This window comes from Azotobacter chroococcum, from assembly GCF_002220155.1.
Taxonomy (GTDB): domain Bacteria; phylum Pseudomonadota; class Gammaproteobacteria; order Pseudomonadales; family Pseudomonadaceae; genus Azotobacter; species Azotobacter chroococcum.
In genome coordinates this window covers 3,144,263-3,169,731 of the sequence record NZ_CP011835.1, presented here as the reverse complement: position 1 = coordinate 3,169,731, position 25,469 = coordinate 3,144,263, and the positions used below count along the sequence as shown (strand labels likewise).

The 25,469-nt window shown below is 67.4% G+C and carries 25 protein-coding genes and 4 pseudogenes; 20 read left to right on the top strand and 9 right to left on the bottom strand.

Going from position 1 to position 25,469, the window contains the following annotated elements:
- Positions 1-29 precede the first annotated feature (29 nt).
- The 9 genes and pseudogenes from ACG10_RS14690 to ACG10_RS14650 all read left to right on the top strand — a co-directional run bounded on the left by ACG10_RS14690 (position 30) and on the right by ACG10_RS14650 (position 8,868).
- A pseudogene (locus tag ACG10_RS14690) lies at positions 30-731 on the top strand (response regulator transcription factor).
- Positions 732-2,062: pseudogene (locus tag ACG10_RS14685) on the top strand (sensor histidine kinase).
- Positions 2,063-2,190: 128 nt separating this feature from the next.
- Complete coding sequence (locus ACG10_RS14680) at positions 2,191-4,194, top strand: PepSY-associated TM helix domain-containing protein (protein ID WP_089168771.1); 2,004 nt, start codon at positions 2,191-2,193, stop codon at positions 4,192-4,194.
- A gap of 42 nt (positions 4,195-4,236) precedes the next feature.
- A complete protein-coding gene (locus ACG10_RS14675; RefSeq protein ID WP_089168266.1) occupies positions 4,237-4,755 on the top strand; it encodes a helix-turn-helix domain-containing protein in 519 nt (172 codons plus the stop codon).
- Between the two features lie 29 nt (positions 4,756-4,784).
- Complete coding sequence (locus tag ACG10_RS14670; RefSeq protein ID WP_089168265.1) at positions 4,785-5,336, top strand: transposase; 552 nt, start codon at positions 4,785-4,787, stop codon at positions 5,334-5,336.
- 75 nt (positions 5,337-5,411) lie between these two features.
- Positions 5,412-6,779 (top strand): IS1182 family transposase, encoded by a 1,368-nt coding sequence (locus ACG10_RS14665; RefSeq protein ID WP_089168770.1) that lies wholly within the window; start codon positions 5,412-5,414, stop codon positions 6,777-6,779.
- Between the two features lie 113 nt (positions 6,780-6,892).
- Positions 6,893-7,218, top strand: a pseudogene (locus tag ACG10_RS24830) (DUF3325 family protein).
- Positions 7,219-7,291: 73 nt separating this feature from the next.
- The gene (mazG, locus tag ACG10_RS14655) at positions 7,292-8,125 is read left to right on the top strand and encodes a nucleoside triphosphate pyrophosphohydrolase (protein WP_089168768.1); all 834 of its coding nucleotides are present in this window, start codon (positions 7,292-7,294) and stop codon (positions 8,123-8,125) included.
- Between the two features lie 203 nt (positions 8,126-8,328).
- Positions 8,329-8,868 (top strand): DUF2058 domain-containing protein, encoded by a 540-nt coding sequence (locus tag ACG10_RS14650; protein ID WP_089168767.1) that lies wholly within the window; start codon positions 8,329-8,331, stop codon positions 8,866-8,868.
- A gap of 54 nt (positions 8,869-8,922) precedes the next feature.
- Here the strand turns inward: ACG10_RS14650 and ACG10_RS14645 are convergent, their stop codons facing one another.
- Genes ACG10_RS14645 through purM form a run of 3 tightly spaced genes read right to left on the bottom strand, consistent with a single transcriptional unit; the run spans position 8,923 to position 11,355 of the window.
- Complete coding sequence (locus ACG10_RS14645; RefSeq protein ID WP_089168766.1) at positions 8,923-9,639, bottom strand: DUF3108 domain-containing protein; 717 nt, start codon at positions 9,637-9,639, stop codon at positions 8,923-8,925.
- A 13-nt stretch (positions 9,640-9,652) separates the two neighbouring features.
- Entirely contained in the window at positions 9,653-10,300 is a 648-nt protein-coding gene (purN, locus tag ACG10_RS14640) for a phosphoribosylglycinamide formyltransferase (RefSeq protein ID WP_089168765.1), read from the bottom strand.
- Positions 10,300-11,355: a phosphoribosylformylglycinamidine cyclo-ligase gene (gene purM, locus ACG10_RS14635; RefSeq protein WP_089168764.1), complete on the bottom strand. Its 1,056-nt coding sequence runs from the start codon at positions 11,353-11,355 to the stop codon at positions 10,300-10,302. The genes purN and purM overlap by 1 nt, the downstream gene beginning before the upstream one ends.
- A 230-nt stretch (positions 11,356-11,585) precedes the next feature.
- On the opposite strand from purM, the gene ACG10_RS14630 reads away from it, so the two are divergent.
- Genes ACG10_RS14630 through hda form a run of 4 tightly spaced genes read left to right on the top strand, consistent with a single transcriptional unit; the run spans position 11,586 to position 14,990 of the window.
- On the top strand, positions 11,586-12,590 hold the full coding sequence (locus ACG10_RS14630) for a DUF2066 domain-containing protein (protein ID WP_089168763.1): 1,005 nt from the start codon (positions 11,586-11,588) through the stop codon (positions 12,588-12,590).
- Between the two features lie 47 nt (positions 12,591-12,637).
- Positions 12,638-13,186 carry a CDP-alcohol phosphatidyltransferase family protein gene (locus tag ACG10_RS14625; protein ID WP_089168762.1) on the top strand — a complete coding sequence of 183 codons (549 nt, stop codon included), beginning with the start codon at positions 12,638-12,640 and terminating at the stop codon, positions 13,184-13,186.
- Positions 13,183-14,289 (top strand): AI-2E family transporter, encoded by a 1,107-nt coding sequence (locus ACG10_RS14620; RefSeq protein ID WP_089168761.1) that lies wholly within the window; start codon positions 13,183-13,185, stop codon positions 14,287-14,289. Before ACG10_RS14625 ends, ACG10_RS14620 begins: the two co-directional genes overlap by 4 nt.
- Positions 14,286-14,990, top strand: coding sequence for a DnaA regulatory inactivator Hda (gene hda, locus ACG10_RS14615; RefSeq protein ID WP_089168760.1), 705 nt, complete (start codon positions 14,286-14,288; stop codon positions 14,988-14,990). Before ACG10_RS14620 ends, hda begins: the two co-directional genes overlap by 4 nt.
- Before the next feature lie 62 nt (positions 14,991-15,052).
- Here the strand turns inward: hda and ACG10_RS14610 are convergent, their stop codons facing one another.
- From ACG10_RS14610 to arsC, 3 genes are read right to left on the bottom strand one after another with little or no spacing between them, the layout of a single operon-like run.
- The gene (locus ACG10_RS14610; RefSeq protein WP_089168759.1) at positions 15,053-15,460 is read right to left on the bottom strand and encodes a DUF2069 domain-containing protein; all 408 of its coding nucleotides are present in this window, start codon (positions 15,458-15,460) and stop codon (positions 15,053-15,055) included.
- Positions 15,453-16,058 (bottom strand): NAD(P)H:quinone oxidoreductase, encoded by a 606-nt coding sequence (wrbA, locus tag ACG10_RS14605; protein WP_089168758.1) that lies wholly within the window; start codon positions 16,056-16,058, stop codon positions 15,453-15,455. Before wrbA ends, ACG10_RS14610 begins: the two co-directional genes overlap by 8 nt.
- Positions 16,055-16,408 (bottom strand): arsenate reductase (glutaredoxin), encoded by a 354-nt coding sequence (gene arsC / locus ACG10_RS14600; RefSeq protein WP_089168757.1) that lies wholly within the window; start codon positions 16,406-16,408, stop codon positions 16,055-16,057. Before arsC ends, wrbA begins: the two co-directional genes overlap by 4 nt.
- A gap of 96 nt (positions 16,409-16,504) precedes the next feature.
- Between arsC and ACG10_RS14595 the strand changes: the two genes are divergently transcribed.
- The 3 genes from ACG10_RS14595 to ACG10_RS14585 all read left to right on the top strand — a co-directional run bounded on the left by ACG10_RS14595 (position 16,505) and on the right by ACG10_RS14585 (position 18,592).
- The gene (locus ACG10_RS14595) at positions 16,505-17,731 is read left to right on the top strand and encodes a YihY family inner membrane protein (protein WP_089168756.1); all 1,227 of its coding nucleotides are present in this window, start codon (positions 16,505-16,507) and stop codon (positions 17,729-17,731) included.
- A 113-nt stretch (positions 17,732-17,844) separates the two neighbouring features.
- Positions 17,845-18,315: a TlpA disulfide reductase family protein gene (locus tag ACG10_RS14590; RefSeq protein ID WP_089168755.1), complete on the top strand. Its 471-nt coding sequence runs from the start codon at positions 17,845-17,847 to the stop codon at positions 18,313-18,315.
- A 1-nt stretch (position 18,316) separates the two neighbouring features.
- Complete coding sequence (locus ACG10_RS14585; RefSeq protein ID WP_089168754.1) at positions 18,317-18,592, top strand: acylphosphatase; 276 nt, start codon at positions 18,317-18,319, stop codon at positions 18,590-18,592.
- Between the two features lie 13 nt (positions 18,593-18,605).
- Here the strand turns inward: ACG10_RS14585 and ACG10_RS14580 are convergent, their stop codons facing one another.
- From ACG10_RS14580 to ACG10_RS14570, 3 genes are read right to left on the bottom strand one after another with little or no spacing between them, the layout of a single operon-like run.
- Positions 18,606-19,175 (bottom strand): lytic transglycosylase domain-containing protein, encoded by a 570-nt coding sequence (locus ACG10_RS14580; RefSeq protein WP_089168753.1) that lies wholly within the window; start codon positions 19,173-19,175, stop codon positions 18,606-18,608.
- 10 nt (positions 19,176-19,185) lie between these two features.
- On the bottom strand, positions 19,186-20,133 hold the full coding sequence (locus ACG10_RS14575) for a hypothetical protein (RefSeq protein WP_089168752.1): 948 nt from the start codon (positions 20,131-20,133) through the stop codon (positions 19,186-19,188).
- A 9-nt stretch (positions 20,134-20,142) separates the two neighbouring features.
- Complete coding sequence (locus tag ACG10_RS14570) at positions 20,143-21,858, bottom strand: proline--tRNA ligase (protein WP_089168751.1); 1,716 nt, start codon at positions 21,856-21,858, stop codon at positions 20,143-20,145.
- Positions 21,859-22,040: 182 nt separating this feature from the next.
- On the opposite strand from ACG10_RS14570, the pseudogene ACG10_RS14565 reads away from it, so the two are divergent.
- The 4 genes and pseudogenes from ACG10_RS14565 to ruvC form a co-directional block, all read left to right on the top strand.
- A pseudogene (locus ACG10_RS14565) lies at positions 22,041-22,193 on the top strand (FmdB family zinc ribbon protein); the annotation flags it as partial.
- Positions 22,194-22,257: 64 nt separating this feature from the next.
- Complete coding sequence (gene aspS, locus ACG10_RS14560) at positions 22,258-24,033, top strand: aspartate--tRNA ligase (RefSeq protein ID WP_089168749.1); 1,776 nt, start codon at positions 22,258-22,260, stop codon at positions 24,031-24,033.
- A gap of 90 nt (positions 24,034-24,123) precedes the next feature.
- On the top strand, positions 24,124-24,873 hold the full coding sequence (locus ACG10_RS14555; protein ID WP_089168748.1) for a YebC/PmpR family DNA-binding transcriptional regulator: 750 nt from the start codon (positions 24,124-24,126) through the stop codon (positions 24,871-24,873).
- 55 nt (positions 24,874-24,928) lie between these two features.
- Positions 24,929-25,453 carry a crossover junction endodeoxyribonuclease RuvC gene (gene ruvC, locus ACG10_RS14550; RefSeq protein ID WP_039802876.1) on the top strand — a complete coding sequence of 175 codons (525 nt, stop codon included), beginning with the start codon at positions 24,929-24,931 and terminating at the stop codon, positions 25,451-25,453.
- The last annotated feature ends 16 nt before the right edge of the window (positions 25,454-25,469 follow it).

Here is a 25,469-nt window from a genome sequence, read left to right as displayed (position 1 = left end):
GAATTGTTCTCATTTTGCGGAGCCGTTGGATGACTGCCTTCCCCAATCGCCACATCCTGGCCATCGAGGACGATCCCCTGCTGGGCGTCCACCTGAACGATCATCTGGCGCGCCAGGGCTTTGCCGTGACGCTGTGCGGCGACGGCCGCGACGGCCTGGTGCTGGCCAGCGAGCGCGAGTTCGACCTGGTCCTGCTGGACATCCTGCTGCCCGGCCTCGACGGCCTCGAAGTGCTGGCCCGCCTGCGCTAGAGCCGGCACGTGCCGGTCATCCTGATCTCCGCGCTGGGCGACGAGCAGGATCGCATCACCGGCTTCAGCCGCGGAGCGGACGACTACCTGCCCAAGCCGTTCGGGATGGGCGAGTTGCAGGTGCGCATCGAGGCCATCCTGCGGCGCATCGCCTACGAGCGCGGACAGCCCGCGCCCTCGAGCGTTTTTCCGCTGCACTTCGATGAAGGGCGTTGCGACGTCCGCCATGACGATGCCTGGGCCGGCTTGACCCCGACCGAGTACCGTCTGCTGGAGACCTTCTGGCGCCATCCGGAGGAGGTGCTGAGCAAGCCGTTCCTCTACCAGCAGGTACTGCGCCGCGGCTATTCCCGGCATGACCGCAGCCTGGACATGCATGTCAGCAACATCCGGCGCAAGCTGGCCGCCATCGACCTGCACGGCGTCCGCCTGGAGACCCTATGGGGCCGGGGTTATCTGCTGAAACTGCAGGTGGCCTGAGTGCCGGGCCGTCATTCGCTGTTCTGGCGGCTGGCCGCGCTGCTGGTCACGTTCTGCCTGCTGGTGATTTCCCTGAGTGTTTCCTGGGGAAACTGGATCGACCTGCAGACCGCCTACCTTTCCGGCGAGGCGCGCCAGACGCTGCAGGCCTATGCCGAAGAGGCCGAGCATGCCGCTTTGCAGGGGCCGCAGGCGGTAGACCGCTTTCTCGACGACATGCAGCGACGGGAGTTGGGACTGGTCGAGCTAGTGGACATCAGCCTGCAGCCGCTGGGGAGCCGGCCGCTGATCGATGTGGGGCGATTGACCGCCATGCGCCGGCTCGACTGGCCGATGAGCCGGCGCGCCGGGAGCGGCCCCTGATCGCGATTCCTCTTTCCGAGGAGCGTGGCTATTTCGTCATCCAGTTGCCCGAGCGCTACCGGCCCTGGCGCTACCGGGCGCTTTTCAGGGCGCTGACCCACTATCTGGTTCCTGCCGGCCTGGCGCTGCTGTTCTGCATCGGACTCTACCGGGTGCTGATCGCCCCGCTGGCGCGCCTGCGCGAGCAGGCCAACGCCCTGCACGCGGACAACCTGGGCGCGCGCGTGGACCCGCGGGTCGCCCGGCGGGACGACGAACTGGGCGAACTGGGACGCGCCTTCGATCACATGGCCGGGCGCCTGGAGGAGTCGCTGGGCCTGCAGCGCCAGCTGCTGCGCGATCTGTCCCACGAGCTGCGCACGCCCCTGAGCCGCCTGCAGGTGGCCAGCGAGGCCGGGCTGAGCGGCGCCGAGCTGGAGGAGCGGGTCCGCCGCGAGGTCAGTGCCATGCGCACCCTGGTCGACAGCACCCTGGAACTGGCCTGGATGGATACCGAGCGGCCGCAGCCGCCGCTGGAGCCGGTGGAGGTCGGCGCCCTCTGGGAGATCCTCTGCGAGGACGCCTGTTTCGAGAGCGGCTGGAGTCCCGAGCGCCTTCCCTGCCGGTTGCCGGCGGACTGCCGGGTCCTAGGCAATCTGAACGCGCTGGCGCGGGCGCTGGAGAACATCCTGCACAACGCCATCCGTCATTCGCCGGAAGGCGGTTGCGTCTGCCTGGACGGTCGTCGCGAGGGCGACTGCTGGCTGCTGTGGGTCGAGGATCAGGGGCCCGGGGTGGCGGAGAGCGAGCTGGAGCGCATTTTTCAGCCCTTCATCCGGCTCAACGCTGCCCGTCCCGGTGGTGACGGCTTCGGCCTGGGGCTGGCGATCGCCCGTCGGCTGATTCGTCAGCAGGGTGGTCGGCTATGGGCGGAGAACGGCCATCCGGGATTGCGGATGATGCTGTGCCTGAAAATGTATGTTTCGTAAATGATCTTTACTGTCAAATAAGAATAAATGGCATTTACCTCGAATTTGTCATGCGCCGCCGTCTTCGGGATCGATAGGTTCGGTCGGGCAGATGGCCGGCTCGCCCATGCATAGAAGTGAGGTAAGGCATGTACTCGCGTTTCAGGCTCGCACATCTGCCCCTGGCATTGCTGGCGGTTTCTTCCCCCTCCCTGGAAGCGGAGGAGGCTGCCGAGGAGGGCGCCCGGGACGGCGGCGCCTACCAGGAAGGCGAAGGCAGCGTCCTCGCCCTGGACGACGTGCTGGTTACCGCCGAGCGGGAGCTGAAACAGGCCCCCGGCGTTTCCATCATCACCGCCGACGACATCAAGAAGCGTCCGCCGGTCAACGACCTGTCCGACATCATCCGCAAGATGCCCGGCGTCAACCTCACCGGCAACAGCGCCAGCGGCCAGTACGGCAACAACCGGCAGATCGACATCCGCGGCATGGGCCCGGAGAACACCCTGATCCTGATCGACGGCAATGCTGTCATTCGCCCTCTATACGGGCTTCGTGCTCTGGGCATTCGCGGCTGCCTCCGTGCGGCGCGTCTGGCTGGGCATCGCCCTGTCGCTGCCCCTGGCCGCCGTGGGCTTCTGGCCGGTCTGGTTCGGAGGTGTTTCCTGATGTCCGGCAACAGGACCTTCCGGCAGTCCATGAGCTGGCTGCATGGCTGGGCGGGGCTGCTGCTCGGCTGGCTGCTGTTCGCCATTTTCCTCACCGGCACCCTGACGGTGTTCGACAAGGAGATCAGCTGGTGGATGCAGCCGGAGCTGCGCGACACGGGCGTCGACCAGCCGAAGGCCGCGCGTTTCGCCCAGCACTGGCTGGCGCGCGAACACGGCGAGGCCGCGGTCTGGAGCATCGGCCTGCCGACCGAGCGTTCGCCGGTGCTCAAGGTGTCGACCGGCGAGGATCGCCATGCCGAGCGCCTGGTGCTCGATCCGCAAACCGGGGCCGGGGTGCCGGTGCGCGACAGCGTGGGCGGCAATTTCTTCTTTCGCTTCCACTACAGCCTCCACCTGCCCCGAACCCTCGGCATCTGGCTGGTCGGGCTGGCGGCGATGGCCATGCTGGTGGCGCTGGTCAGTGGCATCGTCATTCACCGCCACCTGTTCCGCGACTTCTTCGCCTTCCGTCCGGCCGGCAGCCGGCGCGCCTGGCTGGATGCCCTCTACGGCGGCGACCGCATGGCCATGCTGCGCGAGGCGTCGCCCGGCGCCCGGGCCGTTGCCGGTGGCATGGATGGGGGTGGTATGGACAGAGGCGGCCGGCGCTCGCGGGACGAGGACTCGGCTCGCGAGGCGTCACCTGCCGGACTGCTGCCGCTGGAGTCGTTCATCGCCCCGGCGGAGGCTCTGTTCGGGCCGGGCATGGTGGCGTCCCTGCGGGTCAGGCATCCGGGACGGGCGAACGCCCGGGTCGAGGCGAGTCCCCTGCTGGGCAGCCGCATCGCCCTGACCAAGGGCGATGCGGCGGTCTTCGACGGGGTTTCCGGCAAGCTCCTGCAGGCGCCGGCGGAGACGCGTCCCAGTGCGCTGACCCAGCGGGTCATGGCCGGGCTGCATTTTGCGCAGTTCGGCGGCTATCCGATGCGCTGGCTGTATTTCCTCTGCAGCGCGGTCAGCTGCGCGATGATCGCCAGCGGCCTGGTGCTGTTCGTCATCCGCCAGCGTCTCAAGGTGGCCGAAGCGAATGCCGGACAGGGCTTCCTGCGCCTGGTCGAGACCCTGAACGTCGGCACAGTGGCCGGCCTCATGCTGGGCTGCGTCGCGATGCTCTGGGCCGCTCGCCTGCTGCCGGCGGATCTGCCCGGCCGCGCCGGCTGGGAGGCGCGCCTGTTCTTCGCCGTCTGGGCCCTGGCGTTCGTCCATGCCTGGAGGCGTCCGCCGATGGCGGCCTGGCGCGAGCAGCTATGGGCGGCGGCCCTGCTGTGCGTGGGCCTGCCGCTGCTCGGGGGCTTCAGCGCGCCGTCCCTCGATAAGACCCGTCTGTTCCTGGAGCTGTGCGTCTTCCTGTGTGGCGCCCTTCTGGGCTGGGTGGCCTGGCGGGTCGGCCGGGCGGATGCCGCCGATGGACTGTCCCGTCCCCTGCCTAGTGCAGTTTCATAGATGAAGTTGTGGAAATTATGGCATCAGGCGATGCTATGCCCCATGAAAGCACCTCTATTCGTTCGCCCTTTGACTACCGAGGAACGGCAGGCCCTGCAGGTTGGCTTGCGTGCCCGGGAAGCCTTCACGCTGCGGCGCTGCCAGATCCTGCTGGCCAGCGCTGACGGCAAGACCGCCACGGAAATTGCCGCTCTGTTCGGCTGCGCCACGCAAACCGTACGCAACACCCTGCGGGCCTTTGCCGCCGAGGGGGTGTCTTGCCTGACGGAGAAGTCGCATCGGCCCAAACGTGTCCGTCCCTTGCTTGCGGGCACGCAGGCCGAGCGCTTGCGCTCTTTGCTGCACCGCAGCCCCCGCGATTTCGGCAAGCCCACCCGCTTGTGGACCTTGAGCCTGGCCGCCGAGGTGGCCTTCGAGCAGGGGCTGACCGAACGGCAACTGAGCTATGAGTCGATCCGCCAGACGCTGATACGCCTGGGCGTGGGCTGGAAACGGGCCAAGACCTGGATTACCAGCCCGGATCCCCACTATGCGCGCAAAAAAAGCGACGCGACTGGCTGATCGAACTGGCCACAACGCACCCGGACTGGGTGCTGGGTTTTCAGGACGAGGTCTGGTGGAGTCGTTTTGCGCGCCCATCCCTGAAGGCCTGGAGCGCGGGTCAGGCCCTGCGCCTGCAGCAGTTGTCGGTGGATCCGCAGGATGCCGGACCCAAGGCGCTGAGCTGCTATGGCCTGCTGCGCGCCGACACGGGGCAGATGCTGCTGCGTTTCGTCAAGGGCCGCCCGGTCAGCCAGGTGACCGAGGACTTCCTGGAGTGGGTCTGCGAGCGCCTGGCGAGCGAGGGGAAGAAGGCGCTGCTGATGATCTGGGACAACGCCAGCTGGCATATCAGCCACCGGGTGCGGGCCTGGATCGGGGCGCACAACCGCCGGGCCAGGGCCGAGGGTGGCGTACGGATCGTAACCTGCCGCCTGCCGAGCAAGAGCCCCTGGCTGAACCGGATCGAGCCCCGCTGGGTGCATGGCAAGCGGGCGATCCATGAACCCGAACGCCCGCTGACCAGCGCTGAGGTGATGGAGCGAGTCTGCACCTATTACGGTTGTGAACAGCTCCCGCCACTTGAACAGGATGTTGGTTGAAACTGCACTAGCAGCCTGTCGGGCTTTCCCATGGTTTTCTGCGATCATGGCTGCCGACCTTCCGCGAGCCCCAGCATGAGCCGTTTCCGCCCAGTTGATCGTCACACCAGCTACTTGCTACCGCCTTCCATCGAGGACTGGCTGCCGGAGAATCATCTGGCACGCTTCATCGTGGAGGTGGTGGAGGGGCTTGATGTCAGTGTCATGGCCAAGGCCTATGCCGGACGCGGCAGCGCCGCCTACCACCCGTCGATGCTGTTGGCGCTGCTGATCTATGGCTACGCCACCGGCGTGTTTTCCAGCCGCAAGATCGAGCGCGCCACCCACGACTCGGTGGCCTTTCGCTTCATCGCCGCCGGCGCCTACCCAGATCACGATACGCTGGCCAGCTTCCGCCGCCGCTTTCTTGACAAACTGGCCGGTCTGTTTGTGCAGGTGCTGCAGATGGCGCAGGAAATGCACCTGCTCAGCTTGGGTACGATCAGCCTGGACGGCACCAAGATCCACGCCAACGCCTCGCGGCACAGCGCGCTGTCCCATGGACATATCGAACAGCTCGAAAGCCAGCTCAAGGCCGAAGTGCGCTCGCTGCTCGATCTGGCCGAGCAGGCGGATCAGTCGGCGATGCCGGGCGGCATGAGCCTGCCGGAGGAAATCGCCCGCCGTGAAGCCCGCCTGGCGGCCATGGCCGAGGCGAAAGCCAAGATCGAAGCCCGTGCCAAGGTACGCTTCGCCAGGGAACACACCGAGTATCAAGCCAAGCTGGCGCAGCGGGAGGCCAAGGCTGCAGCCCGCGGCAAAAAACCGGGCGGCAAACCGCCCAAGCCGCCGGTCGCGGGGCCAACGGCCAAAGACCAGGTCAATCTGACCGATGCGGACTCGTGCATCATGCCCGTGTCGGGCGGCGGCTTCGAACAGGCCTACAACGCCCAAGCGGCGGTGGATACGACCAGCATGCGGGTGGTGGCGTCGGCCGTCACCCAGGCCTGCAACGACAAGGAACAAGTCGTGCCGATGCTGGCGCAACTGGCCGAATTGCCCAAAGCCCTGGGTAATCCCGAGCACTTGCTGACCGACAGCGGCTACTACAGTGCCGCCAATGCCAGCGCCTGCACCGCGAGTGGCATCGAGCCGCTGATGGCGGTCAAGCGGGAGGAGCATCACCCGTCGCCTTGCGCCCGCTTCACCGAACCGCCGGCCCTGGCCGCCGACGCGAGCCCGGCGCAGCGCATGACGCACAAGCTGCAAACACAAGCGGGCCGCGCGCTGTATGCGTTGCGCAAGCAAACGGTGGAACCGGTGTTCGGCATCATCAAAGCGGTGCTGGGCTTCCGGCAATTCTCGCTGCGCGGTCTGGACAAGGTCAGCGGTGAATGGGCTCTGGTGTGCCTGGCGTGGAACCTGAAGCGCATGGCCGTATTGCGCCTACAGATCGGGAATTAGGCAAAAAACAGACCTAAATCCGGGAAAGTCGGTCAAAACTGCCTGATTTCTGGCAAGGCCGATGCTCTATCTGCCTGCGGCGCTCAAGTCCGACAGGCTGCTAGAGCCGTGCGATGCTGACCGGATTCACTGCGGGCATGCTGCTCGCCTACACGGGCATGCTCGGGCTCTGCCTGGGGCTCGAGCGCCACTATCGCCAGATCTGGCAGCAGGTGCCGCCGGCTGGCTGGCGCTGGGGCTGGCCTTGCTGGCCTGTGTCCTGGCCTGGGGCGCGGCGATGGGGCCGGTCGGCTGGTTCGGTCTGGTGTCCCTGACGGGCTTCGCCCTGGTGCTGCTGCTGCCCTTGGCGCCGCGCCTGGCGCTCTGGCTGCCGGCCGGGGGCGGGCTGCTCTGGGCGGTCTTCCTGGGCGCCGGTCTCTGGCGTGGCGAGCTGTTCTGAGTCCCTGGCGGCAGCCGCGGCGGGATCGCGCTATGCTCGCGGCTCCCGCACCCGGACCGAACAGGAAGACCCCATGTATCGACTCGACGACCTGCTGCACCTCATGGCCCGCCTGCGCGATCCGCGGCACGGCTGTCCGTGGGACCTGCAGCAGTCCTACGCGAGCATCGTCCCGCATACCATCGAGGAGGCCTACGAGGTCGCCGACGCCATTGAGCGCGGCGACTTCGAGCACCTGCCGGGCGAGCTCGGCGACCTGCTGTTCCAGGTGGTCTACTACAGCCAGCTGGCGCGGGAGGAGGGGCGTTTCGACTTCGCCGCGGTGGTCGACGGCATCACCCGCAAGCTGATCCGCCGCCATCCCCACGTGTTTCCCGACGGCGACCTGTATGGCGCGCCGGACCAGCCGAAGCTGGCCGAAGCGGCCATCCGCCAGCGCTGGGAAGAGATCAAGGCCGAGGAGCGGGCGGAGAAGGCTGCCGCACCCGAGCAGCTATCCCTGCTCGACGACGTGCCGCAGGCCCTGCCGGCGCTGTCCCGCTCGGTCAAGCTGCAGAAGCGCGCCGCGCGGGTCGGTTTCGACTGGCCGGAGGCGCTGGTGGTGGTGGACAAGCTGCGCGAGGAGCTGGACGAGCTGCTGGAGGCGATGAGCGGCAACGATCCGCAGGCCATCGCCGACGAGCTCGGCGATGTGCTGTTCGCCGCGACCAACCTGGCGCGGCATCTCGCGGTCGATCCGGAGGCCGCCTTGCGCGGTGCCAACGGCAGGTTCGAATGGCGTTTCCGCTTCATCGAGCAGGCCCTGCGCGCCGACGGTCGCAGCCCCGAGGGCTGCAGCCTGGACGAACTGGAAGCCCTGTGGGCAGCAGCCAAGCGTGCCGAACGCGACGAATCCGGCTGCGCCTGAGCCTGGCGGGGCTTCAGCCGGTGAGCCACGGGTGCCGCCGGCCATCCCGGACTTGCGCTCCGGACCTTCAGGCCGGAGGATTGACCCCAGCCGGCAGGTTGCGGAAGGTGCCAGTCCAGCCTTTCCCCGGCCTGCCCGGATCGCCGAAGTTCGCCCCTGAAAACGAACGCCCGCATCGCCGGGCTGTTGGAAGATCTCTTACCATGAGCATGTCATTGCGCGACCAGCTGCTGAAAGCCGGACTGGTCAACGAGAAGCAGGCCAAGCAGGCCGGCAAGCAGAAACAGAAGCAGGAGCGCCTGGAGCGCAAGGGCCAGGTCGAGAAGGACGACTCTCAGCGCCAGGCGGCGCTCCAGGCCCAGGCCGAGAAGCTCGCCCGCGATCAGGAACTGAACCGCCAGCAGCAGGAGAAGGCCGAGCAGAAGGCGCGGGCCGCGCAGGTCAAGCAGCTGATCGAGGTTTCCCGCCTGCCCAAGCTGAACACCGACGACTACTACAACTTCGTCGACGACAAGAAGGTCAAGCGCCTGCCGGTGAATGCCATGATGCGCGACAAGCTCAGTCGCGGCTCGCTGGGCATCGTCCGCCACGGCGGCGGCTACGAAGTGTTGCCGCGCGAGGCGGCGCTGAAGATCCAGGAGCGCGATCCGCGCCGGGTGGTGCTGCTCAACACCCCGACCGAGGCTCCCGACGCGGACGATCCATACGCCGCCTACAAGATCCCCGACGATCTGATGTGGTAGGTCTGAAAGACGACAAAGCCGGCGCGAGGCCGGCTTTGCTGCAAGGCGCCGAGGTCAGTCGAGCCGGCCCTGCACGGGGCGGCCGTCGACCGTGCCTTCCTTGAGCATGATCTGGTATTCCTTGCCGTCCTTTTCCACCTGGTGCAGGCGCACCAGCAGATAGTCCCAGTCCTTGGCGAGCCAGAACACCGTCTTGCGGCTGCTCTGGGTGGGATCGCGCACGCGCTCGACCTTGATCGCCTCGATCAGCCCAGCGCGGGTGCGCACGTTCTCGCTGCCCAGCACGCGGAAGTCGTAGGTCTCGACCTCGTCGCCGTCGAGCACCTGGTAACTCATGCTCTGCTTGCCTTCGGCGACGTCCTTCTGCAGCGCCAGCTGGTAGACGGCCTTGTCCAGCACGCCGCGGTTGATCGGCAGACTTACCGACTTGTCGCGATCATGGCCCTGGACCTGCTTGGTCTTCCAGTCGAAGTCATGATCGACTTCCTTCTCCTTGCCCATGCCGCTGCGCGCGTAGCGGTAGGCGAGCGGCAAGAGCTGGCCGCCCTCGACGGTGAAGGTGCTTTTCTCTTTCATGCTGGCGACCAGCATGCTGGCCTCGAACTTGTATTCCCAGCGCGTGCCGTCCAGCTTCTTCAGCGAGCGTTCGGCGGAGCCGCTGATCGGCATCTGCTTCCAGTCGGCGGTGTAGCTGGCGAAGAAGGGTTTCAGCTCGAAGGCATAGGTGGGTGCTGCGAGCAAGGCAAGGACGAACAACAGGGCACCACGCATAACGTCTCCTATCCTAGGTTCGAATGAGATGGCCGGTGGCCGGCAGTGTTTCTCCATCCAGCACGGCGCCTTGCGGCGTCAGCCGCAGGCGTCCCTCGGCGAACCAGCGCACGGCCTGCGGGTAGATCCGATGTTCCTGCAGATACACGCGCAGGGCCAGCGTTTCCTCGCTGTCGCCCGGCTGCACCGGAACCACCGCCTGGATGACCAGGGGGCCGCCGTCGAGTTCCTCGGTGACGAAGTGCACGCTGCAGCCATGCTCGCTGTCCTGGGCTTCCAGGGCGCGGCGATGGGTGTGCAGGCCCTTGTGGCGGGGCAGCAGGGAGGGGTGGATGTTCAGCAGGCGGCCTTCGTAGTGGCGGACGAAGGCGGGGGTGAGAATGCGCATGAAGCCGGCGAGGATCACCAGGTCGGGCCGGAAGACGTCGATCGCCTCCATCAGCGCGGCATCGAAGGCCTCGCGGCCTTCGTAGGCCCGGTGATCGAGCACCTGGGTGGCGATGCCGGCGTTCTTCGCCCGGGTCAGGCCGTAGGCATCGGCGCGGTTGGAGAGTACCGCGCGGATCCGCAGTGGATTGCCTTCGCCCTGGCTGTCGATCAGCGCCTGCAGGTTGCTGCCGGAGCCGGAGATCAGCACCACCGCATTGCAGGAGCCGGCCATCAGTGCGCCTTCAGGTTGTTCAGCAGGACGCGCTCGGCGCCTTCGCCGGCGGCGATGCTGCCGATCAGCCAGGGCTGCTCGCCCGCCTCGCGCAGCACGGCGAGGGCCTGCTCGACCTTGTCCGGGCCGACGCAGACGACCATGCCGACGCCGCAGTTGAGCACGCGGTGCATCTCGCGCTCGTCGACATTGCCTTTCTCCTGCAGCCAGTCGAACACTGCCGGGCGGGTCCAGCTGGCCACGTCGATCACCGCCTGGGTGCCCTGCGGCAGCACGCGCGGGATGTTCTCGGTAAGGCCGCCGCCGGTGATGTGGGCCATGGCCTTGACCGCGCCGGTTTCCTTGATGAGCTTGAGCAGCGGCTTGACGTAGATGCGCGTCGGCGCCATCAGCAGGTCGGCCAGCGGCTTGCCGTCCAGGCTGGCGCTGGCCACTTCGGTGCCGCTCACCTCGAGGATCTTGCGGATCAGCGAATAGCCGTTGGAGTGCGGGCCCGACGAGGGCAGGGCGATCAGCGCATCGCCGGCGGCGACCTTGGAGCCGTCGATGATCTCGCTCTTCTCCACCACGCCGACGCAGAAGCCGGCCAGGTCGTAGTCCTCGCCCTCGTACATGCCGGGCATCTCGGCGGTTTCGCCGCCGACCAGGGCGCAGCCGGCCATCTCGCAGCCTTCGCCGATGCCGGTGACCACGCGGGCGGCAACGTCGACGTTGAGCTTGCCGGTGGCGTAGTAGTCGAGGAAGAACAGCGGCTCGGCGCCGCACACCACCAGGTCGTTGACGCACATGGCCACCAGGTCGATGCCGATGCTGTCGTGCTTGCCGAGGTTCATCGCCAGGCGCAGCTTGGTGCCGACGCCGTCGGTTCCGGAAACCAGCACCGGCTGCTTGTAGCCGGCCGGGATTTCGCACAGGGCGCCGAAGCCGCCCAGGCCGCCCATCACCTCAGGGCGCGCGGTGCGCCTGGCCACGCCCTTGATGCGTTCGACCAGTGCTTCACCTGCGTCGATGTCGACACCGGCGTCCTTGTAGCTCAGGGAGGGTTGCTTGCTCATGAATCAGGCCTTCAGGGAAATTCGGGATTCGACCGGGGCTGAGGACCGGTCTGCAGGACAGGCGATTCTATCAGGCTTGTCCGGCAGCGACCACCGAGCGGCCCGGCCGGCAGCCCCGCGCGCCCTGGCATGCGGCCTGCGGGCGGTTCTCGCGGTTGCCGGAGAATCGGCGGCTGTTTAAGGTATACCCCCATTCGCGGCCTCGGTGCCGCCACGTCGAGATTTCCGTCATGCGCCCGATCGCCCGTCTGCTCCTGCTTTGCCTGTCGCTGCTCAGTCTGCCTGCTCTCGCCGAGCAGCTTAGCGGCCTCTATCAGGTCCGCGAGCCGGTCGCCAGCCAGCAGCCGGCGGCGCGCGACCAGGCCCTGCAGCGGGCCCTCGACACCCTGCTGGTGCGGCTGACCGGCGATCCCGAGATAGTGCAGAATCCGGCTTTGGCCGCGGTGCGCCAGGACCCGCAGCAGCTGATCCTCAAATATGGCTACGAAGGGCAGGCACTGGTGGTCGATTTCGATCCGGCCTCCACCCAGAGCCAGCTGCGCCAGGCCGGCCTGCCGCTGTGGGGGGCCAACCGTCCCAGCCTGCTGGTCTGGTGGCTGAACGAGGCCGGCGGCACCGCCCAGCTGGTTGGCGATGGCCAGGACAGCGCGCAGCCGCTGCGCGATGCCGCCCAATACCGCGGCTTGCCGCTGCGTCTGCCGATGGCCGACCTCGACGAGCAGCTGGTCGCCACGCCGGAGAATCTGGCCAGCGGCGCGGGGCTGGAGGGGGTGTCCGGACGTTACGGAGCCAATGCCATGCTCAGCGTGCGTGCCCGGCAGGAAGGTGACAAGTGGCTGGCCCAGTGGCATCTGTCCGCCGATGGCGGACAGTCGCAGGGTACCGCCGAAGCGGCGGACAGTACGGCCCTGGCCGATGCCGTGATGCTGGCGGCGAGCGAAAGGCTGGCCGAGCGCTTCATGGGCAAGCAGGAGGCGACCGAGCGCCTGACCCTGCAGGTCGGCGGCGCCAACCTGGCCCGCTACGCCGAGCTGGAGCGCACTCTCGAGCCCTTCGGCGCCCGCCTGCGCCGGGTCGAGGGCGACCGGCTGGTCTATCAGCTCGAGTCCACGGTCGCCCAGGTGCGTTCCCAGCTGGCGCTGATCGGCCTGCGCGAGGAGGGGGCTGCGGGGACGGCGTCCGGCCAGGCGCCGATGGTGCAGCCGCGCGAAACGACCTTGAGCTTCCGCTGGTGAGCGGCCGTTGAGGCGCTGAAGGGGCGGGCCAGTGGCCTGAGCCGTCCATGCATCACTTGCCCAATCTGCTGACCCTGCTGCGCTTTCTGCTGGTGCCGCCGGTCGCCTGGCTGATTCTCGCCGAGGCTTACGGCGCGGCCCTGCTGCTGTTCGTCCTGGCCGGCCTCAGCGATGCGCTGGACGGTTTTCTCGCCCGGCGCTTCGCCTGGACCAGCCGGCTGGGCGCCCTGCTCGATCCGCTGGCGGACAAGCTGCTGCTGATCGTCAGCTGCCTCTGCCTGAGTCTGGTCGGGCTGATTCCCTGGTGGCTGACGCTGCTGGTGCTGGCGCGGGATGTACTGATCGTCGCCGGCGCCATCTGCTACCGCTGGCGGGTCGGCTTCCTGGAGATCAGTCCGAGCCGGCTGGGCAAGCTGTCCACCCTCCTGCAGACCGTTCTGGTGAGCGTGGTGCTGCTGCAGGCGAGCCTGCTGCCGGCCTTCGCCGCGTTGCGCCTGCCGCTGATCGCGCTGGTGGTGCTGGGCAGCCTGGCCAGCGCCATCGACTATGTGCGGGACTGGACCGACAAGTATCGCAGGCACAAGGATTCCACATGACTGATTCGAACCGCTGGCTCTGGCTGGCCGGGTTGTTCTTCGCCGGCTGGCTGATCTATCTGCTGATGCCGATTCTTTCGCCCTTCCTGGTCGGCATCCTGCTGGCCTACCTGGGCGATCCCCTGGTCGATCGCCTGGAAGAGCGCGGGCTGTCGAGGACCTGGGGGGTGGTGGCGGTGTTCGCCCTGTTCGGCCTGCTGCTGCTGCTGGTCCTGCTGTTCCTGCTGCCGATGCTGGGTCGGCAGCTGGTCTACCTCTACCAGTTGGCGCCGCTGGTGCTCGACTGGCTGCAGCAGGAGGCCCTGCCGTGGGTCCAGGTGAAGCTGGGGCTGGCCCAGGGGTTCTGGCATCTGGACCAGCTCAAGGCAATGTTCGCCGGGCAACTGGGCAAGACCACCGATATCGTCAGCCAGCTGCTCAGCCAGGCTACCGCCTCCGGTCTGGCCCTGCTCGCCTGGCTGGGCAATCTGCTGCTGGTGCCGGTGGTGAGCTTCTACCTGCTGCGTGACTGGGACATCCTGGTGGCCAAGCTGCGCGCCCTGCTGCCGCGTCGGCGCGAGGGCCTGGTGGTGGGGTTGATCGGCGAGTGCCATGAGGTGCTCGGCGCCTTCCTGCGTGGGCAGTTGCTGGTGATGCTGGCGCTCGGCGTGGTCTATGCGCTGGGACTGATGCTGATCGGCCTCGATCTGGGCCTGCTGATCGGCCTGCTCGCCGGGCTGGCGAGCATCGTGCCCTACATGGGCTTCGTGGTCGGCATCGGCGCCGCCCTCATCGCCGCACTGTTCCAGTTCGGCGGCGATCCCTATCCCCTGATCGGCGTGGTGGCGGTGTTCACCGTCGGCCAACTGCTCGAGGGCATGCTGCTGACGCCGCTGCTGGTCGGCGACCGGATCGGCCTGCATCCGGTGGCGGTGATCTTCGCCGTCCTCGCCGGCGGCCAGCTGTTCGGCTTCACCGGCGTGCTGCTGGCCCTGCCGGTGGCCGCGGTGATCATGGTCTTGCTGCGTCATGTCCACGATTTATATAAACTTTCCGAACTTTACGGAGAGTCCAGCCACGGAGACTCCAGCGGCGGCTCCGCGGAGCCGTCCGGGCCGACATGAAACCGATCCAGTTGCCCCTCGGGGTGCGTCTGCGCGACGACGCCACCTTCGCCAACTACTATCCCGGCGCCAACGCGGCGGCGCTTGGCTATGCCGAGCGCCTTTGCGAGCCCGACGCCGGCTGGACCGAAAGCCTGATCTACCTGTGGGGCGCCGAGGGTGTCGGGCGCAGTCATCTGCTGCAGGCTGCCTGCATCCGCTTCGAGCAGCGCCGCGAGCTGGCGATCTACCTGCCGCTGGCCGAGGTGGCGGACTACGGCCCGGCGCTGCTGGACAACCTCGAGCAGAGCGAGCTGGTCTGCCTGGACGATCTGGAGGCGATCGCCGGGCGGGACGACTGGGAGGAGGCGCTGTTCCACCTGTTCAACCGCCTGCGCGACTGTGGTCGTCGCTTGCTGCTGTCCGCCGCGGTGTCGCCGCGCGAACTGCCGATCAAGCTGCCGGACCTGAAGTCGCGCTTGACCCTGGCGCTGGTCTTCCAGCTCCACGGGCTGTCCGACGAGGACAAGCTGCGCGCCCTGCAGCTGCGTGCCTCGCGTCGCGGCCTGCACCTGACCGACGAAGTCGGGCGCTTCATCCTCACCCGCGGCTCACGCAGCATGGCGGCGCTGTTCGAGCTGCTCGACACGCTGGATCAGGCCTCGCTGCAGGCCCAGCGCCGGTTGACCATTCCCTTCCTCAAGGAAACCCTCGGCTGGTAGGGCGGGTTGCAACCCGCCGGACATTGGGCGCAACACACCGAAGTCGGCGGGTTTCTCCCGCCCTACTCCCCGGCCAGCTTGCGGTCGTACTGAAAACGCCAGCGGGTGTAGAGCAGGGCGGCGCAGAACAGGGTCAGGCTGAGCAGCGCCTCCAGCCAGCCGAACAGCTGGCGACCCGGGTCGATCGCGGCGGTCACGCCCTGGATGAAGTACAGGTTCACCACGAAGCAGGTCCAGGCATGGGCGCGCGCCCCGCCGAGCAGCAGGCCCGGGGCGAGCAGCGCCAGGGGCAACAGCTGGATGCCGACGACCACCCAGGGGCGGGCGCCATGCAGGTCGGCGAAGGTCAGGTTCCATACTGCCAGCAGGCCGGCCAGGGCGAGGAAGCTGGCGAGGGTGAGGGCGCGGCTGGCCTTCAGGCGCGGGGCCAGCCATTCCAGGCTGGGCAGCGGTTTCGCCTTTCTAGGCATGCGCGCTCTCCAGGCGTCGGGCCGTCTCCGCCAGGCGCCGGCCGAGGGCGCGGCACAGGGCGGTTTCATGCTCGTCGAGGGCGCGTTTGCCGTCGCCGCCGGCGTGGTGGCTGGCCCCGTAGGGCGTGCCGCCGCCCCGGGTCTCGAGCAGCGCCGCCTCGCTGTAGGGCAGGCCGCAGACCAGCATGCCGTGGTGCAGCAGGGGTAGCAGCATCGACAGCAGGGTGGTTTCCTGGCCGCCGTGCAGGCTGGCGGTGGAGGTGAACACCGCGGCCGGCTTGCCGACCAGCTCGCCGGTCAGCCACAGGCTGCTGGTGCCGTCGAGGAAGTATTTCAGCGGGGCGGCCATGTTGCCGAAGCGGGTCGGACTGCCGAGTGCCAGTCCGGCGCAGTGGCGCAGATCGTCCAGACTGGCATAGAGGGCGCCTTCGGCGGGGATGGCCGGCGCCACGGCTTCGCATTCGCTGGACACTGCCGGCACCGTGCGCAGGCGCGCCTCGAGGCCGCCGAGTTCGACGCCGCGGGCGATCTGCCGGGCCATCTCGGCGGTGGCGCCATGACGGCTGTAATACAGCACCAGGATGTAGGGCGTGCTCATGGCAGCAACTCCAGGACTTTCTCCGGCGGACGGCCGATCACCGCGCGATCGCCGGCCACCAGGATCGGCCGCTCGATCAGCCGGGGATGGGCGACCATGGCTGCGATCAGTTGCTCTTCGCCCAGCGCGGGGTCGTCCAGGTTCAGCGCCTTGTATTCCTCCTCGCCGCTGCGCAGCAGCTGGCGGGCCGGGATGCCGAGCTTGGCGAGCAGCGCCTCGAGTTCCGCGGCGCTGGGCGGGGTCTCCAGGTAGCGCACCACCTTCGGTTGCAGGCCGCGGGCCTCGAGCAGTTCCAGCGCGCCACGGGACTTGGAGCAGCGCGGGTTGTGGTAGAGCGTCAGATCGGTCATGGGCGGATCGCATCCAGCGGGGTGGGGCCGCTATTCTAACTACCCCGGCGCAGGGATGAACCCCGTGTCCGTCATCGCTCACGGTAAGGAAAGGGCATGCGTCAACGCTTCATCGACAGCCTGGATTTCTGGCGTTATCTGTTCGAGCGCTTTCTGGCCGATCATGGCCCGAAGAGCGCCGCGGCACTGACCTATACCACCCTGTTCGCGGTGGTGCCGATGATGACCTTGGTCTTCGTCGTGCTCTCGGTCGTTCCGGAGTTCCAGGGCATGGGCGAGCAGATCCAGGGCTTCATCTTCCGCAACTTCGTGCCTTCCAGCGGTGCGGTGCTGCAGGATTACCTCAAGACCTTCATCGAGCAGGCGCGGCATCTGACCTGGTTCGGGGTCGGGCTGCTGATGGTCACCGCGCTGCTCATGCTGATGACCATCGAGCAGACCTTCAACACCATCTGGCGGGTACGCCAGCCGCGCCGCGGCCTGTCGAGCTTCCTGCTGCACTGGGCGATCCTCAGCCTGGGCCCGTTGCTGCTGGGGACGGGCTTCGCCCTGAGCACCTACATCACCTCCCTGGCGCTGATCTCCGATCCCTATGCCCTGGCGGGGGCGAGGATGCTGCTGAAGTTCACGCCCCTGGTGTTCAGCACGGCGGCCTTCACCCTGCTCTATGCGGCAGTGCCGAACACCGCGGTGCCACTGCGCCATGCGCTGCTGGGCGGGCTGTTCGCCGCCGTGCTGTTCGAAGCGGCGAAGGCGCTGTTCGGCCTCTATGTCAGCCTGTTCCCCACCTATCAGCTGATCTACGGGGCCTTCGCCACCGTGCCGCTGTTCCTCCTGTGGATGTACCTGAGCTGGATGATCGTGCTGCTGGGCGCCGAACTGGTCTGCAACCTGTCGGCCCTGCGGCGCTGGCGGAGCAATCCGCTGCCACGCTTGCTGGTGTTGCTCGGCGTGCTGCGGGTGTTCCACGAGCGCCAGCAGTCCGGTCAGGCCGTTCGCCAGCCCGACATGCAGCGCGCCGGCTGGGCGCTGCCCGATGCGCTCTGGGGCGAGATTCTCGATTTTCTCGAGCACGAACAACTGGTCTATCGCACCAGCGATGGCGGCTGGGTGCTCTGCCGGGACCTGAGCCGCTATAGCCTGGAGTTTCTGCTGAGTCGCTCGCCCTGGCCGCTGCCGCGCCTCGATCAGCTTCCCGAGCGCCTCGACGAGCCCTGGTTCCCAGCCTTGCGCAGTGCTCTGGAGCGGCTCCAGCGGGAGCGCGCGGCGCTGTTCGGCGAGAGCCTGGCGCACTGGCTGCAGCCGCCTCCGCCGGAGCCCTGAGCGGCCGCCTCGGCTGAACCGGGGCGGTTATATTTGTAGGCAGGCCAGCTTGCCGGCGATGCTTGGTTCGGCAGGAAGTCTGCCAGGTCATGGATCATCGTGGAGGGAGCCTTATGGGAAGGCGGGTGGGAATCGTCCTGGCGCTGGTCGCCGGGCTGGTGCTGGCCGGTTGCAGCGAAGACTGGGGCGTCGACCAGCATGGGCGTCCGGTCACTGCGGAACAGCTGGAGGGGCAGTGGCTGGTGATCAACTACTGGGCGGAATGGTGTTCGCCCTGCCGCAGCGAGATCGCCCAGCTGAACGTCCTGGCCGAGCAGCAGCAGGGGCGCGGCGTGCGCGTCGTCGGGGTGAACTTCGATGGCCTGCAGGGAGCCGAGCTGGCGCGTGCCAGCGAGGCGCTGGGCATTCGCTTCGGCGTGCTGGCAGTGGATCCGGCCGAGCGTCTGCAACTGCCGCCGGGCGAGGTGTTGCCGGTCACCTATATCGTCGACACCCGGGGGCGTCTGCGCGAGCGGCTGCTCGGCGAGCAGACTGCCGCCGGCCTGGCAGCACGCCTGCAGGCACTGCGCGGGGAGGGCTCCTGAGGTGGCGCGCATAGGTGTGCGCGCCCTGGTCCGCGGCAGGGTGCAGGGGGTGTATTACCGGCAGGGCACGGCGCTGCAGGCCGAGCGCCTGGCGCTGGCCGGCTGGGTGCGGAACCTCGCCGACGGGCGGGTCGAGGCCTGGATCGAGGGCGAGGAAGCGGCGGTGCGCGAGCTGACCGACTGGCTCTGGCAGGGCCCCGGGCAGGCCCGGGTCGAGGGGGTGGAGCTGGAGGAGGTGGCCCTGCAGGGGTTCGTGGCGTTTCGCGTGCTGCGCTGAGCGGGACTCGTCGCTACTTGACGTACCAGAAGTCGTGCCACAGCCCGATCACCTTCGACGGGTAGCGGTATTGTCCCAGGCTGCCGTTGTAGCGGGCCAGGGCGCGGCTGAGGTCGCCCTTCTCCTTCTTCAGGTAGTAGCTGAGGATGGTGCAGCCGTAGCGCAGGTTGGTGGCGTTGTCGGTGAGATTGTCCTGCGGGCGGCCCAGCTCGGCCTTCCAGAACGGCATCACCTGCATCATGCCCTGGGCGCCGACCGGGGAGATGGCGAAACGGTCGAAACGGCTTTCCGCATGGATCACCGCCAGCACCAGATCGGGACGCAGGCCGGCCTTGTTCGCCTCGCGGTGCACCGTGCGCAGCAGGTTCAGGCGCTCGGCGTGATCCGGCAGGTAGCGGGTCAGGCGGGTCGACATGTCCAGCAGCCAGACCTCCGCCTCGAAGCGGTCGCTGAAGCTGTCCGCCTCGGCGACCGTGCGCTGCAGCAGGGTGCGCAGTTCCGGTTCCGGCGCTTGCGGCAGGCTGGCGGCAGCCGGCAGCGGCAGGGCGAGCAGGGCAAGCAGAAGGAGTCGCGGGAGCTGCATGCGGCCGCCCTCAGTCGCCGGAAGGCACTGCCGCCTGACGGCCGGCCTTCTTCCGCAGGTCGGCGAGAAACTCCTGCTGCAGTTCCGGATCGTGGCGGGTCAGTTCGATCAGGCTCTGCTCCAGCTCGCTGGCTTCCTCCTCGAGGCCGAGTTCGGCGAGCCGCTTGACCCGATGCACCCATTGCCCGACCTCGTCGCTCTCGAGATCGGCATAGACCAGATCGTGGGCCTCGTGCAGCTTGCCGCCCAGGCTGCGGCTGACCGGCAGGACGGCCTCGGCGCGGGCGCCGTCCTGGGGATCCTCGACGTTCAGCAGCAGCCGGGCGACACGGGCGTCCTGCAGGCCGAAGGGGCTGTCGAGCAGGTTCAGGTGCAGAATGCCGTGACGGTCGGTGAGCAGTTCATAGGTCCGTGCCCCGGCCCTGACCGATACCGGGCGCTCGGCCCAGGGCAGGCTGGAGTGTTCCGTGCGCTCGTCCTTCAGGCGCTCGTCGATGCGAGCCAGGTTCTGCTGGGAGCGACCGTTGGATTCGATGTTCATCGCCGGGTTGAGCCCGGCAAAACCGTAGTCGATCCAGCCCTTGGTGGCAAGGTCGGGCAGGTTGCCGAGGGCGATCACGTTGAGCACATTGGCGGCGATCCCGGCCAGCACCGCCACCGTCCCGAGGGGGATCTCGTAGAGTTCCCGCCAGGGCTGGTAGGGGGTGTAGCGGTCGTAGCGGCGGCTCACCTCGAACTCGCGGACCTCGAAGGTCCGCTGGTCGTGGATGCGGACGCGCCGCTGCGGCAGCTCCAGCATGGGCGGCTCGCCGAGATCGATCTGCAGGCTGTGGCTCAGCAGTTTGCGTTCGACGCGCTCTTCTTGCTCGCTGCGCTGGGGCAGCTGGTTGGCGCAGCCGGCGAGCAGGAGGGCGCCGCAGAGCGCAGCGCCGAGACGCAGGGAGCTTCGGGTGGGCATGACGTGGGATCAGCGGCCAATGCGGTTGCTAAGGAAGGTCACGAGGTCGGCGGCCGGGATGGCCTGGACATCGGTTTCGCGGCGGTTCTTGTACTCCAGGGTGCCTTCGGCCAGGCCGCGTTCGCTCACCACGATGCGGTGGGGAATGCCGATCAGCTCCATATCGGCGAACTTCACCCCGGGGCTGGTCTTCTTGTCGCGGTCGTCGAGCAGCACCTCGTAGCCGGCGGCGACCAGCTCGGCGTACAGACGGTCGGTGGCTTCCTTGACCACGGCGCTTTCGTACTTCATCGGCACCAGGGCGATCTGGAACGGCGCCAGCGCCTCCGGCCAGAGGATGCCGCGCTCGTCGTAGTTCTGCTCGATGGCGGCGGCGACCACGCGGGATACGCCGATGCCGTAGCAGCCCATGATCAGGGTCACCGGCTTGCCGTTCTCGCCGAGCACCTTGCAGTTCAGCGCCTCGCTGTACTTGGTGCCGAGCTGGAAGATGTGGCCGACCTCGATGCCGCGCTTGATCACCAGCGTGCCCTGGCCATCCGGGCTCGGGTCGCCCTCCACCACGTTGCGCAGGTCGGCGATTTCCGGCAGCGGCAGGTCGCGCTCCCAGTTGAGGCCGAAGTAGTGCTTGCCGTCGAGGTTGGCGCCGGCGCCGAAGTCGCTCGAGAGCGCCACCGAGCGGTCGACGATGGCCGGAATCGGCAGGTTCAGCGGGCCGAGGGAGCCGGGGCCGGCGCCGATCGCCGCGCGGATCTCGGCTTCCGAGGCGAACACCAGCGGGCTGGCGACCTGCGCCAGGTTGGCGGCCTTGATTTCGTTCAGCTCGTGGTCGCCGCGAACGATCAGGGCGACCAGCTGGCCTTCCTCTATGCCGTGCACCACCAGGGTCTTGACGGTCTTTTCGACGGGCAGCTTGAACTGCTGGACCAGCTCGTCGATGGTCCTGGCGTCGGGGGTGTCGACCAGGCGCAGTTCCTCGCTGGCGGCACCACGCGCGGTCTCGCGCGGGATGGCTTCGGCCTTCTCGATGTTGGCGGCGTAGTCGGAGCTGTCGCTGAAGGCGATGTCGTCCTCGCCGGACTCGGCCAGCACGTGGAATTCGTGGGAGCCGGTGCCGCCGATCGAGCCGGTATCGGCCTGCACCGGACGGAAGTCGAGGCCCAATCGGCTGAAGATGTTGCAGTAGGCCTGGTGCATGCGGTCGTAGGTTTCCTGCAGCGATTCCTGGGTCAGGTGGAAGGAGTAGGCGTCCTTCATCAGGAATTCGCGGCCGCGCATCAGGCCGAAGCGCGGGCGGATCTCGTCGCGGAATTTGGTCTGGATCTGGTAGAAGTTGATTGGCAGCTGCTTGTAGCTGTTCAGCTCGTTGCGCGCCAGGTCGGTGATCACTTCCTCGTGGGTCGGGCCGACGCAGAACTCGCGGTCGTGACGGTCGCGGATGCGCAGCAGTTCGGGGCCGTACTGCTCCCAGCGGCCAGACTCCTGCCACAGCTCGGCGGGCTGGATGGCCGGCATCAGCACCTCCAGGGCGCCGGCCTTGTTCATCTCCTCGCGGACGATCGCCTCGGCCTTGCGCAGGGCGCGCAACCCCAGCGGCAGCCAGGTGTAGAGACCGGAGGCCAGCTTGCGGATCATCCCGGCGCGCAGCATCAGCTGGTGGCTGATCACCACGGCATCGGAGGGGGTTTCCTTGAGGGTCGAGAGCAGATACTGACTGGTGCGCATGTTGGGCCGTTCTGTCCGTTGCGGGGGCGGAAAAAGTGGCGGGCATTGTACGGCGGCGGATAGGGCACGTACAGAATCGGCGCGGGCAGGCGGGCTGCGCGGGGTCGATGAACCATATATAATCCCGTGCTTTGCCGCCGACAGGGCTCGCGGCGCAGTCGTCCCCATGCGTGGAGTGTCCGATGCCTATCTACGAGTATCAGTGCGCTGCCTGTGGCCATCTGCTGGAAACCATCCAGAAGTTCAGCGATGCGCCGCTGGTCGATTGTCCGAGCTGCCAGGCGCCCGAGCTGAAGAAGCAGCTTTCTGTACCCGGTTTCCGTCTCAAGGGCGGCGCCTGCGCGGCGGCCGAGTAAGCCGTTCCACCCGAATTCAAGTATCGAGAGAAGAAGCACCATCATGATGCGCAGCCACTATTGCGGCCAACTGAACGAAAGCCTGGAAGGCCAGGAAGTCACCCTCTGCGGCTGGGTACACCGTCGCCGCGACCATGGCGGGGTGATCTTCCTCGACATCCGCGACCGCGAAGGCCTGGCTCAGGTGGTGTTCGATCCGGATCGCGAGGAAACCTTCGCCAAGGCCGACCGGGTGCGCAGCGAATACGTGGTCAAGATCACCGGCAAGGTGCGCCTGCGCCCGGCCGGGGCGGTCAACCCGAACATGGCCTCAGGCGCCATCGAGGTGCTGGGCTACGAGCTGGAAGTGCTCAACCAGGCCGAGACCCCGCCGTTCCCGCTGGACGAATACAGCGACGTCGGCGAGGAGACCCGCCTGCGCTACCGCTTCATCGACCTGCGCCGCCCGGAAATGGCCGCCAAGCTGAAGCTGCGCTCGAGCATCACCTCGAGCATCCGTCGCTACCTGGACGAGAACGGCTTCCTCGACGTCGAGACGCCGATCCTCACCCGCGCCACTCCGGAGGGCGCGCGCGACTATCTGGTGCCGAGCCGCACCCACGCCGGCAGCTTCTTCGCCCTGCCGCAGTCGCCGCAGCTGTTCAAGCAGCTCTTGATGGTCGCCGGCTTCGACCGCTACTACCAGATCGCCAAGTGCTTCCGCGACGAGGACCTGCGTGCCGACCGCCAGCCGGAATTCACCCAGATCGACATCGAGACCAGCTTCCTCGACGAGCAGGACATCATCGGCCTCACCGAGAAGATGATCCGCCAGCTGTTCAAGGAAGTGCTGAACGTCGAGTTCGGCGAGTTCCCGCACATGCCCTACGAAGAGGCCATGCGCCGCTACGGTTCGGACAAGCCGGACCTGCGCATCCCGCTTGAGCTGGTCGATGTCGAGGACCAGCTGAAGGACGTGGAATTCAAGGTGTTCGCCGGGCCGGCCAACGATCCCAAGTGCCGCGTGACCGCCCTGCGCGTTCCGGGCGGTGCCAGCATGCCGCGCAAGCAGATCGACGACTACACCAAGTTCGTCGGCATCTACGGCGCCCGGGGGCTGGCCTACATCAAGGTCAACGAGCGCGCCAAGGGCGTCGAGGGCCTGCAGTCGCCGATCGTCAAGAACATCCCGCTCGACAACCTCAACGTGATCCTCGATCGCGTCGGTGCGGTCGATGGCGACATCGTGTTCTTCGGCGCCGACAAGGCCAAGATCGTTTCCGAGGCGCTCGGTGCCCTGCGCATCAAGCTCGGCCACGACCTCAACCTGCTGACCTGCGAATGGGCGCCGATGTGGGTGGTCGATTTCCCGATGTTCGAGGAAAACGACGACGGTTCGCTGAGCGCGCTGCACCACCCGTTCACCGCGCCCAAGTGCGGCCCGGAAGAGCTGGAGGCCAACCCGGCCGCCGCGCTGTCCCGTGCCTACGACATGGTGCTCAACGGCACCGAGCTGGGTGGCGGTTCGATCCGTATCCACCGCAAGGAAATGCAGCAGGCGGTGTTCCGCATCCTCGGCATCGACGAAGCCGAGCAGCAGGAGAAGTTCGGCTTCCTGCTCGATGCGCTGAAGTTCGGCGCACCGCCGCACGGCGGCCTGGCCTTCGGCCTGGACCGCCTGGTGATGCTGATGACCGGCGCCCACTCGATCCGCGAAGTCATCGCCTTCCCGAAAACCCAGAGCGCCGCCTGCGTGATGACCCAGGCCCCCGGTACGGTGGACGCCAAGGCGCTGCGCGAGCTGAACATTCGCCTGCGCGAGCAGCCCAAGGCCGAATAAGCCGATCCCACGGGAGCCTGGATTTGCCAGGCTCCTTCGGTTCTGGGGCGGTAAAAGACAAGATTCACACGAGATACAACGGAGCGAGTTATGGCTGGTCATTCCAAATGGGCCAACATCAAGCACCGCAAAGAGCGTCAGGACGCCAAGCGGGGCAAGATATTCACCAAGCTGATCCGCGAGCTGACCGTGGCGGCCAAGCACGGTGGCGGCGTCCCGGCGGACAACCCGCGCCTGCGCCTGGCGGTGGACAAGGCGCTGACCGCCAACATGACCCGTGACACCATCGACCGTGCCATCGCCCGCGGCGCTGGCTCCAGCGAAGCCGACAACATGGCCGAGCTGAGCTACGAAGGCTACGCGCCGAGCGGCGTGGCGATCATCATCGAGGCGATGACCGACAATCGCAACCGCACCGCCGCCGAAGTGCGTCATGCCTTCAGCAAGTGCGGCGGCAACCTGGGTACCGACGGCTCGGTGGCCTACATGTTCGAGCGCAAGGGCCAGATCAGCTTCGCTCCGGGCATCAACGAGGAGGCCCTGATGGAGGCGGCGCTGGAGGCCGGTGCCGACGATATCGTCAGCAACGACGATGGCTCGGTGGACGTGTTCACCAGCTTCGCTGACTTCCATGGCGTCAACGAGGCGCTGACCGCCGCCGGTTTCAAGGGCGACGAGGCGGAAGTGGCGATGATCCCCTCGATCACCGCACCGATCGCCGATCTGGAAACCGCGCAGAAGGTACTCAAGCTGATCGACATGCTGGAGGACCTGGACGACGTGCAGAACGTCTACCACAACGCCGAGATTCCCGACGAGATCATGGAGCAGCTCGGCTGACGACGAGCATGCCGCCTGAAGCAAGGGCTCCGCGTCGGCTGCGGGCGGCCTTCTCATGACGCTTATCCTGGGTATCGACCCCGGCTCGCGGATCACCGGCTTCGGCGTGGTGCGCGACAGCGGGCGTGGCTGCGAATACATTGCCTCCGGCTGCATCCGAACCGGCAGTGGTCCTTTGCCCGAGCGCCTGCAGGCGGTGTATCGCGGCGTGACCGAGATCATCCGCAGTCACGGCCCGGTGACCATGGGCATCGAGCAGGTGTTCATGGCGCGCAATGCCGACTCTGCCCTGAAGCTCGGTCAGGCCCGCGGCGCGGCGATCGTCGCGGCGGCGGAGGCGGGCCTCGAGATTGCCGAGTACACCGCCACCCAGGTCAAGCAGGCCATCGTCGGCAGCGGCAGGGCGGACAAGCAGCAGGTGCAGATGATGGTGATGCACCTGCTCAGACTGGTACAGAAGCCGCAGATCGATGCCTCCGATGCCCTGGCCATCGCCCTGTGTCATGCTCACCACCGGCAGAGCCTGATTCCCCATGGTCTGGATGGCGCCAGGCGACGGGGCGGGCGGTTGCGTTTGTGAATAAGGAAAGCGGATC

Coding starts and splice junctions, on each gene's coding strand:
- ACG10_RS14555 (WP_089168748.1), top strand. CDS start 24,124: ATGGCTGGTCATTCCAAATGGGCCAACATCAAGCACCGCAAAGAGCGT.
- ACG10_RS14650 (WP_089168767.1), top strand. CDS start 8,329: ATGAGCATGTCATTGCGCGACCAGCTGCTGAAAGCCGGACTGGTCAAC.
- ruvC (WP_039802876.1), top strand. CDS start 24,929: ATGACGCTTATCCTGGGTATCGACCCCGGCTCGCGGATCACCGGCTTC.
- ACG10_RS14610 (WP_089168759.1), bottom strand. CDS start 15,460: ATGCCTAGAAAGGCGAAACCGCTGCCCAGCCTGGAATGGCTGGCCCCG.
- wrbA (WP_089168758.1), bottom strand. CDS start 16,058: ATGAGCACGCCCTACATCCTGGTGCTGTATTACAGCCGTCATGGCGCC.
- aspS (WP_089168749.1), top strand. CDS start 22,258: ATGATGCGCAGCCACTATTGCGGCCAACTGAACGAAAGCCTGGAAGGC.
- ACG10_RS14625 (WP_089168762.1), top strand. CDS start 12,638: ATGCATCACTTGCCCAATCTGCTGACCCTGCTGCGCTTTCTGCTGGTG.
- ACG10_RS14620 (WP_089168761.1), top strand. CDS start 13,183: ATGACTGATTCGAACCGCTGGCTCTGGCTGGCCGGGTTGTTCTTCGCC.
- ACG10_RS14665 (WP_089168770.1), top strand. CDS start 5,412: ATGAGCCGTTTCCGCCCAGTTGATCGTCACACCAGCTACTTGCTACCG.
- ACG10_RS14590 (WP_089168755.1), top strand. CDS start 17,845: ATGGGAAGGCGGGTGGGAATCGTCCTGGCGCTGGTCGCCGGGCTGGTG.
- ACG10_RS14680 (WP_089168771.1), top strand. CDS start 2,191: ATGTACTCGCGTTTCAGGCTCGCACATCTGCCCCTGGCATTGCTGGCG.
- ACG10_RS14675 (WP_089168266.1), top strand. CDS start 4,237: ATGAAAGCACCTCTATTCGTTCGCCCTTTGACTACCGAGGAACGGCAG.
- ACG10_RS14575 (WP_089168752.1), bottom strand. CDS start 20,133: ATGCCCACCCGAAGCTCCCTGCGTCTCGGCGCTGCGCTCTGCGGCGCC.
- ACG10_RS14645 (WP_089168766.1), bottom strand. CDS start 9,639: ATGCGTGGTGCCCTGTTGTTCGTCCTTGCCTTGCTCGCAGCACCCACC.
- mazG (WP_089168768.1), top strand. CDS start 7,292: ATGTATCGACTCGACGACCTGCTGCACCTCATGGCCCGCCTGCGCGAT.
- ACG10_RS14570 (WP_089168751.1), bottom strand. CDS start 21,858: ATGCGCACCAGTCAGTATCTGCTCTCGACCCTCAAGGAAACCCCCTCC.
- ACG10_RS14595 (WP_089168756.1), top strand. CDS start 16,505: ATGCGTCAACGCTTCATCGACAGCCTGGATTTCTGGCGTTATCTGTTC.
- hda (WP_089168760.1), top strand. CDS start 14,286: ATGAAACCGATCCAGTTGCCCCTCGGGGTGCGTCTGCGCGACGACGCC.
- purN (WP_089168765.1), bottom strand. CDS start 10,300: ATGGCCGGCTCCTGCAATGCGGTGGTGCTGATCTCCGGCTCCGGCAGC.
- purM (WP_089168764.1), bottom strand. CDS start 11,355: ATGAGCAAGCAACCCTCCCTGAGCTACAAGGACGCCGGTGTCGACATC.
- arsC (WP_089168757.1), bottom strand. CDS start 16,408: ATGACCGATCTGACGCTCTACCACAACCCGCGCTGCTCCAAGTCCCGT.
- ACG10_RS14580 (WP_089168753.1), bottom strand. CDS start 19,175: ATGCAGCTCCCGCGACTCCTTCTGCTTGCCCTGCTCGCCCTGCCGCTG.
- ACG10_RS14630 (WP_089168763.1), top strand. CDS start 11,586: ATGCGCCCGATCGCCCGTCTGCTCCTGCTTTGCCTGTCGCTGCTCAGT.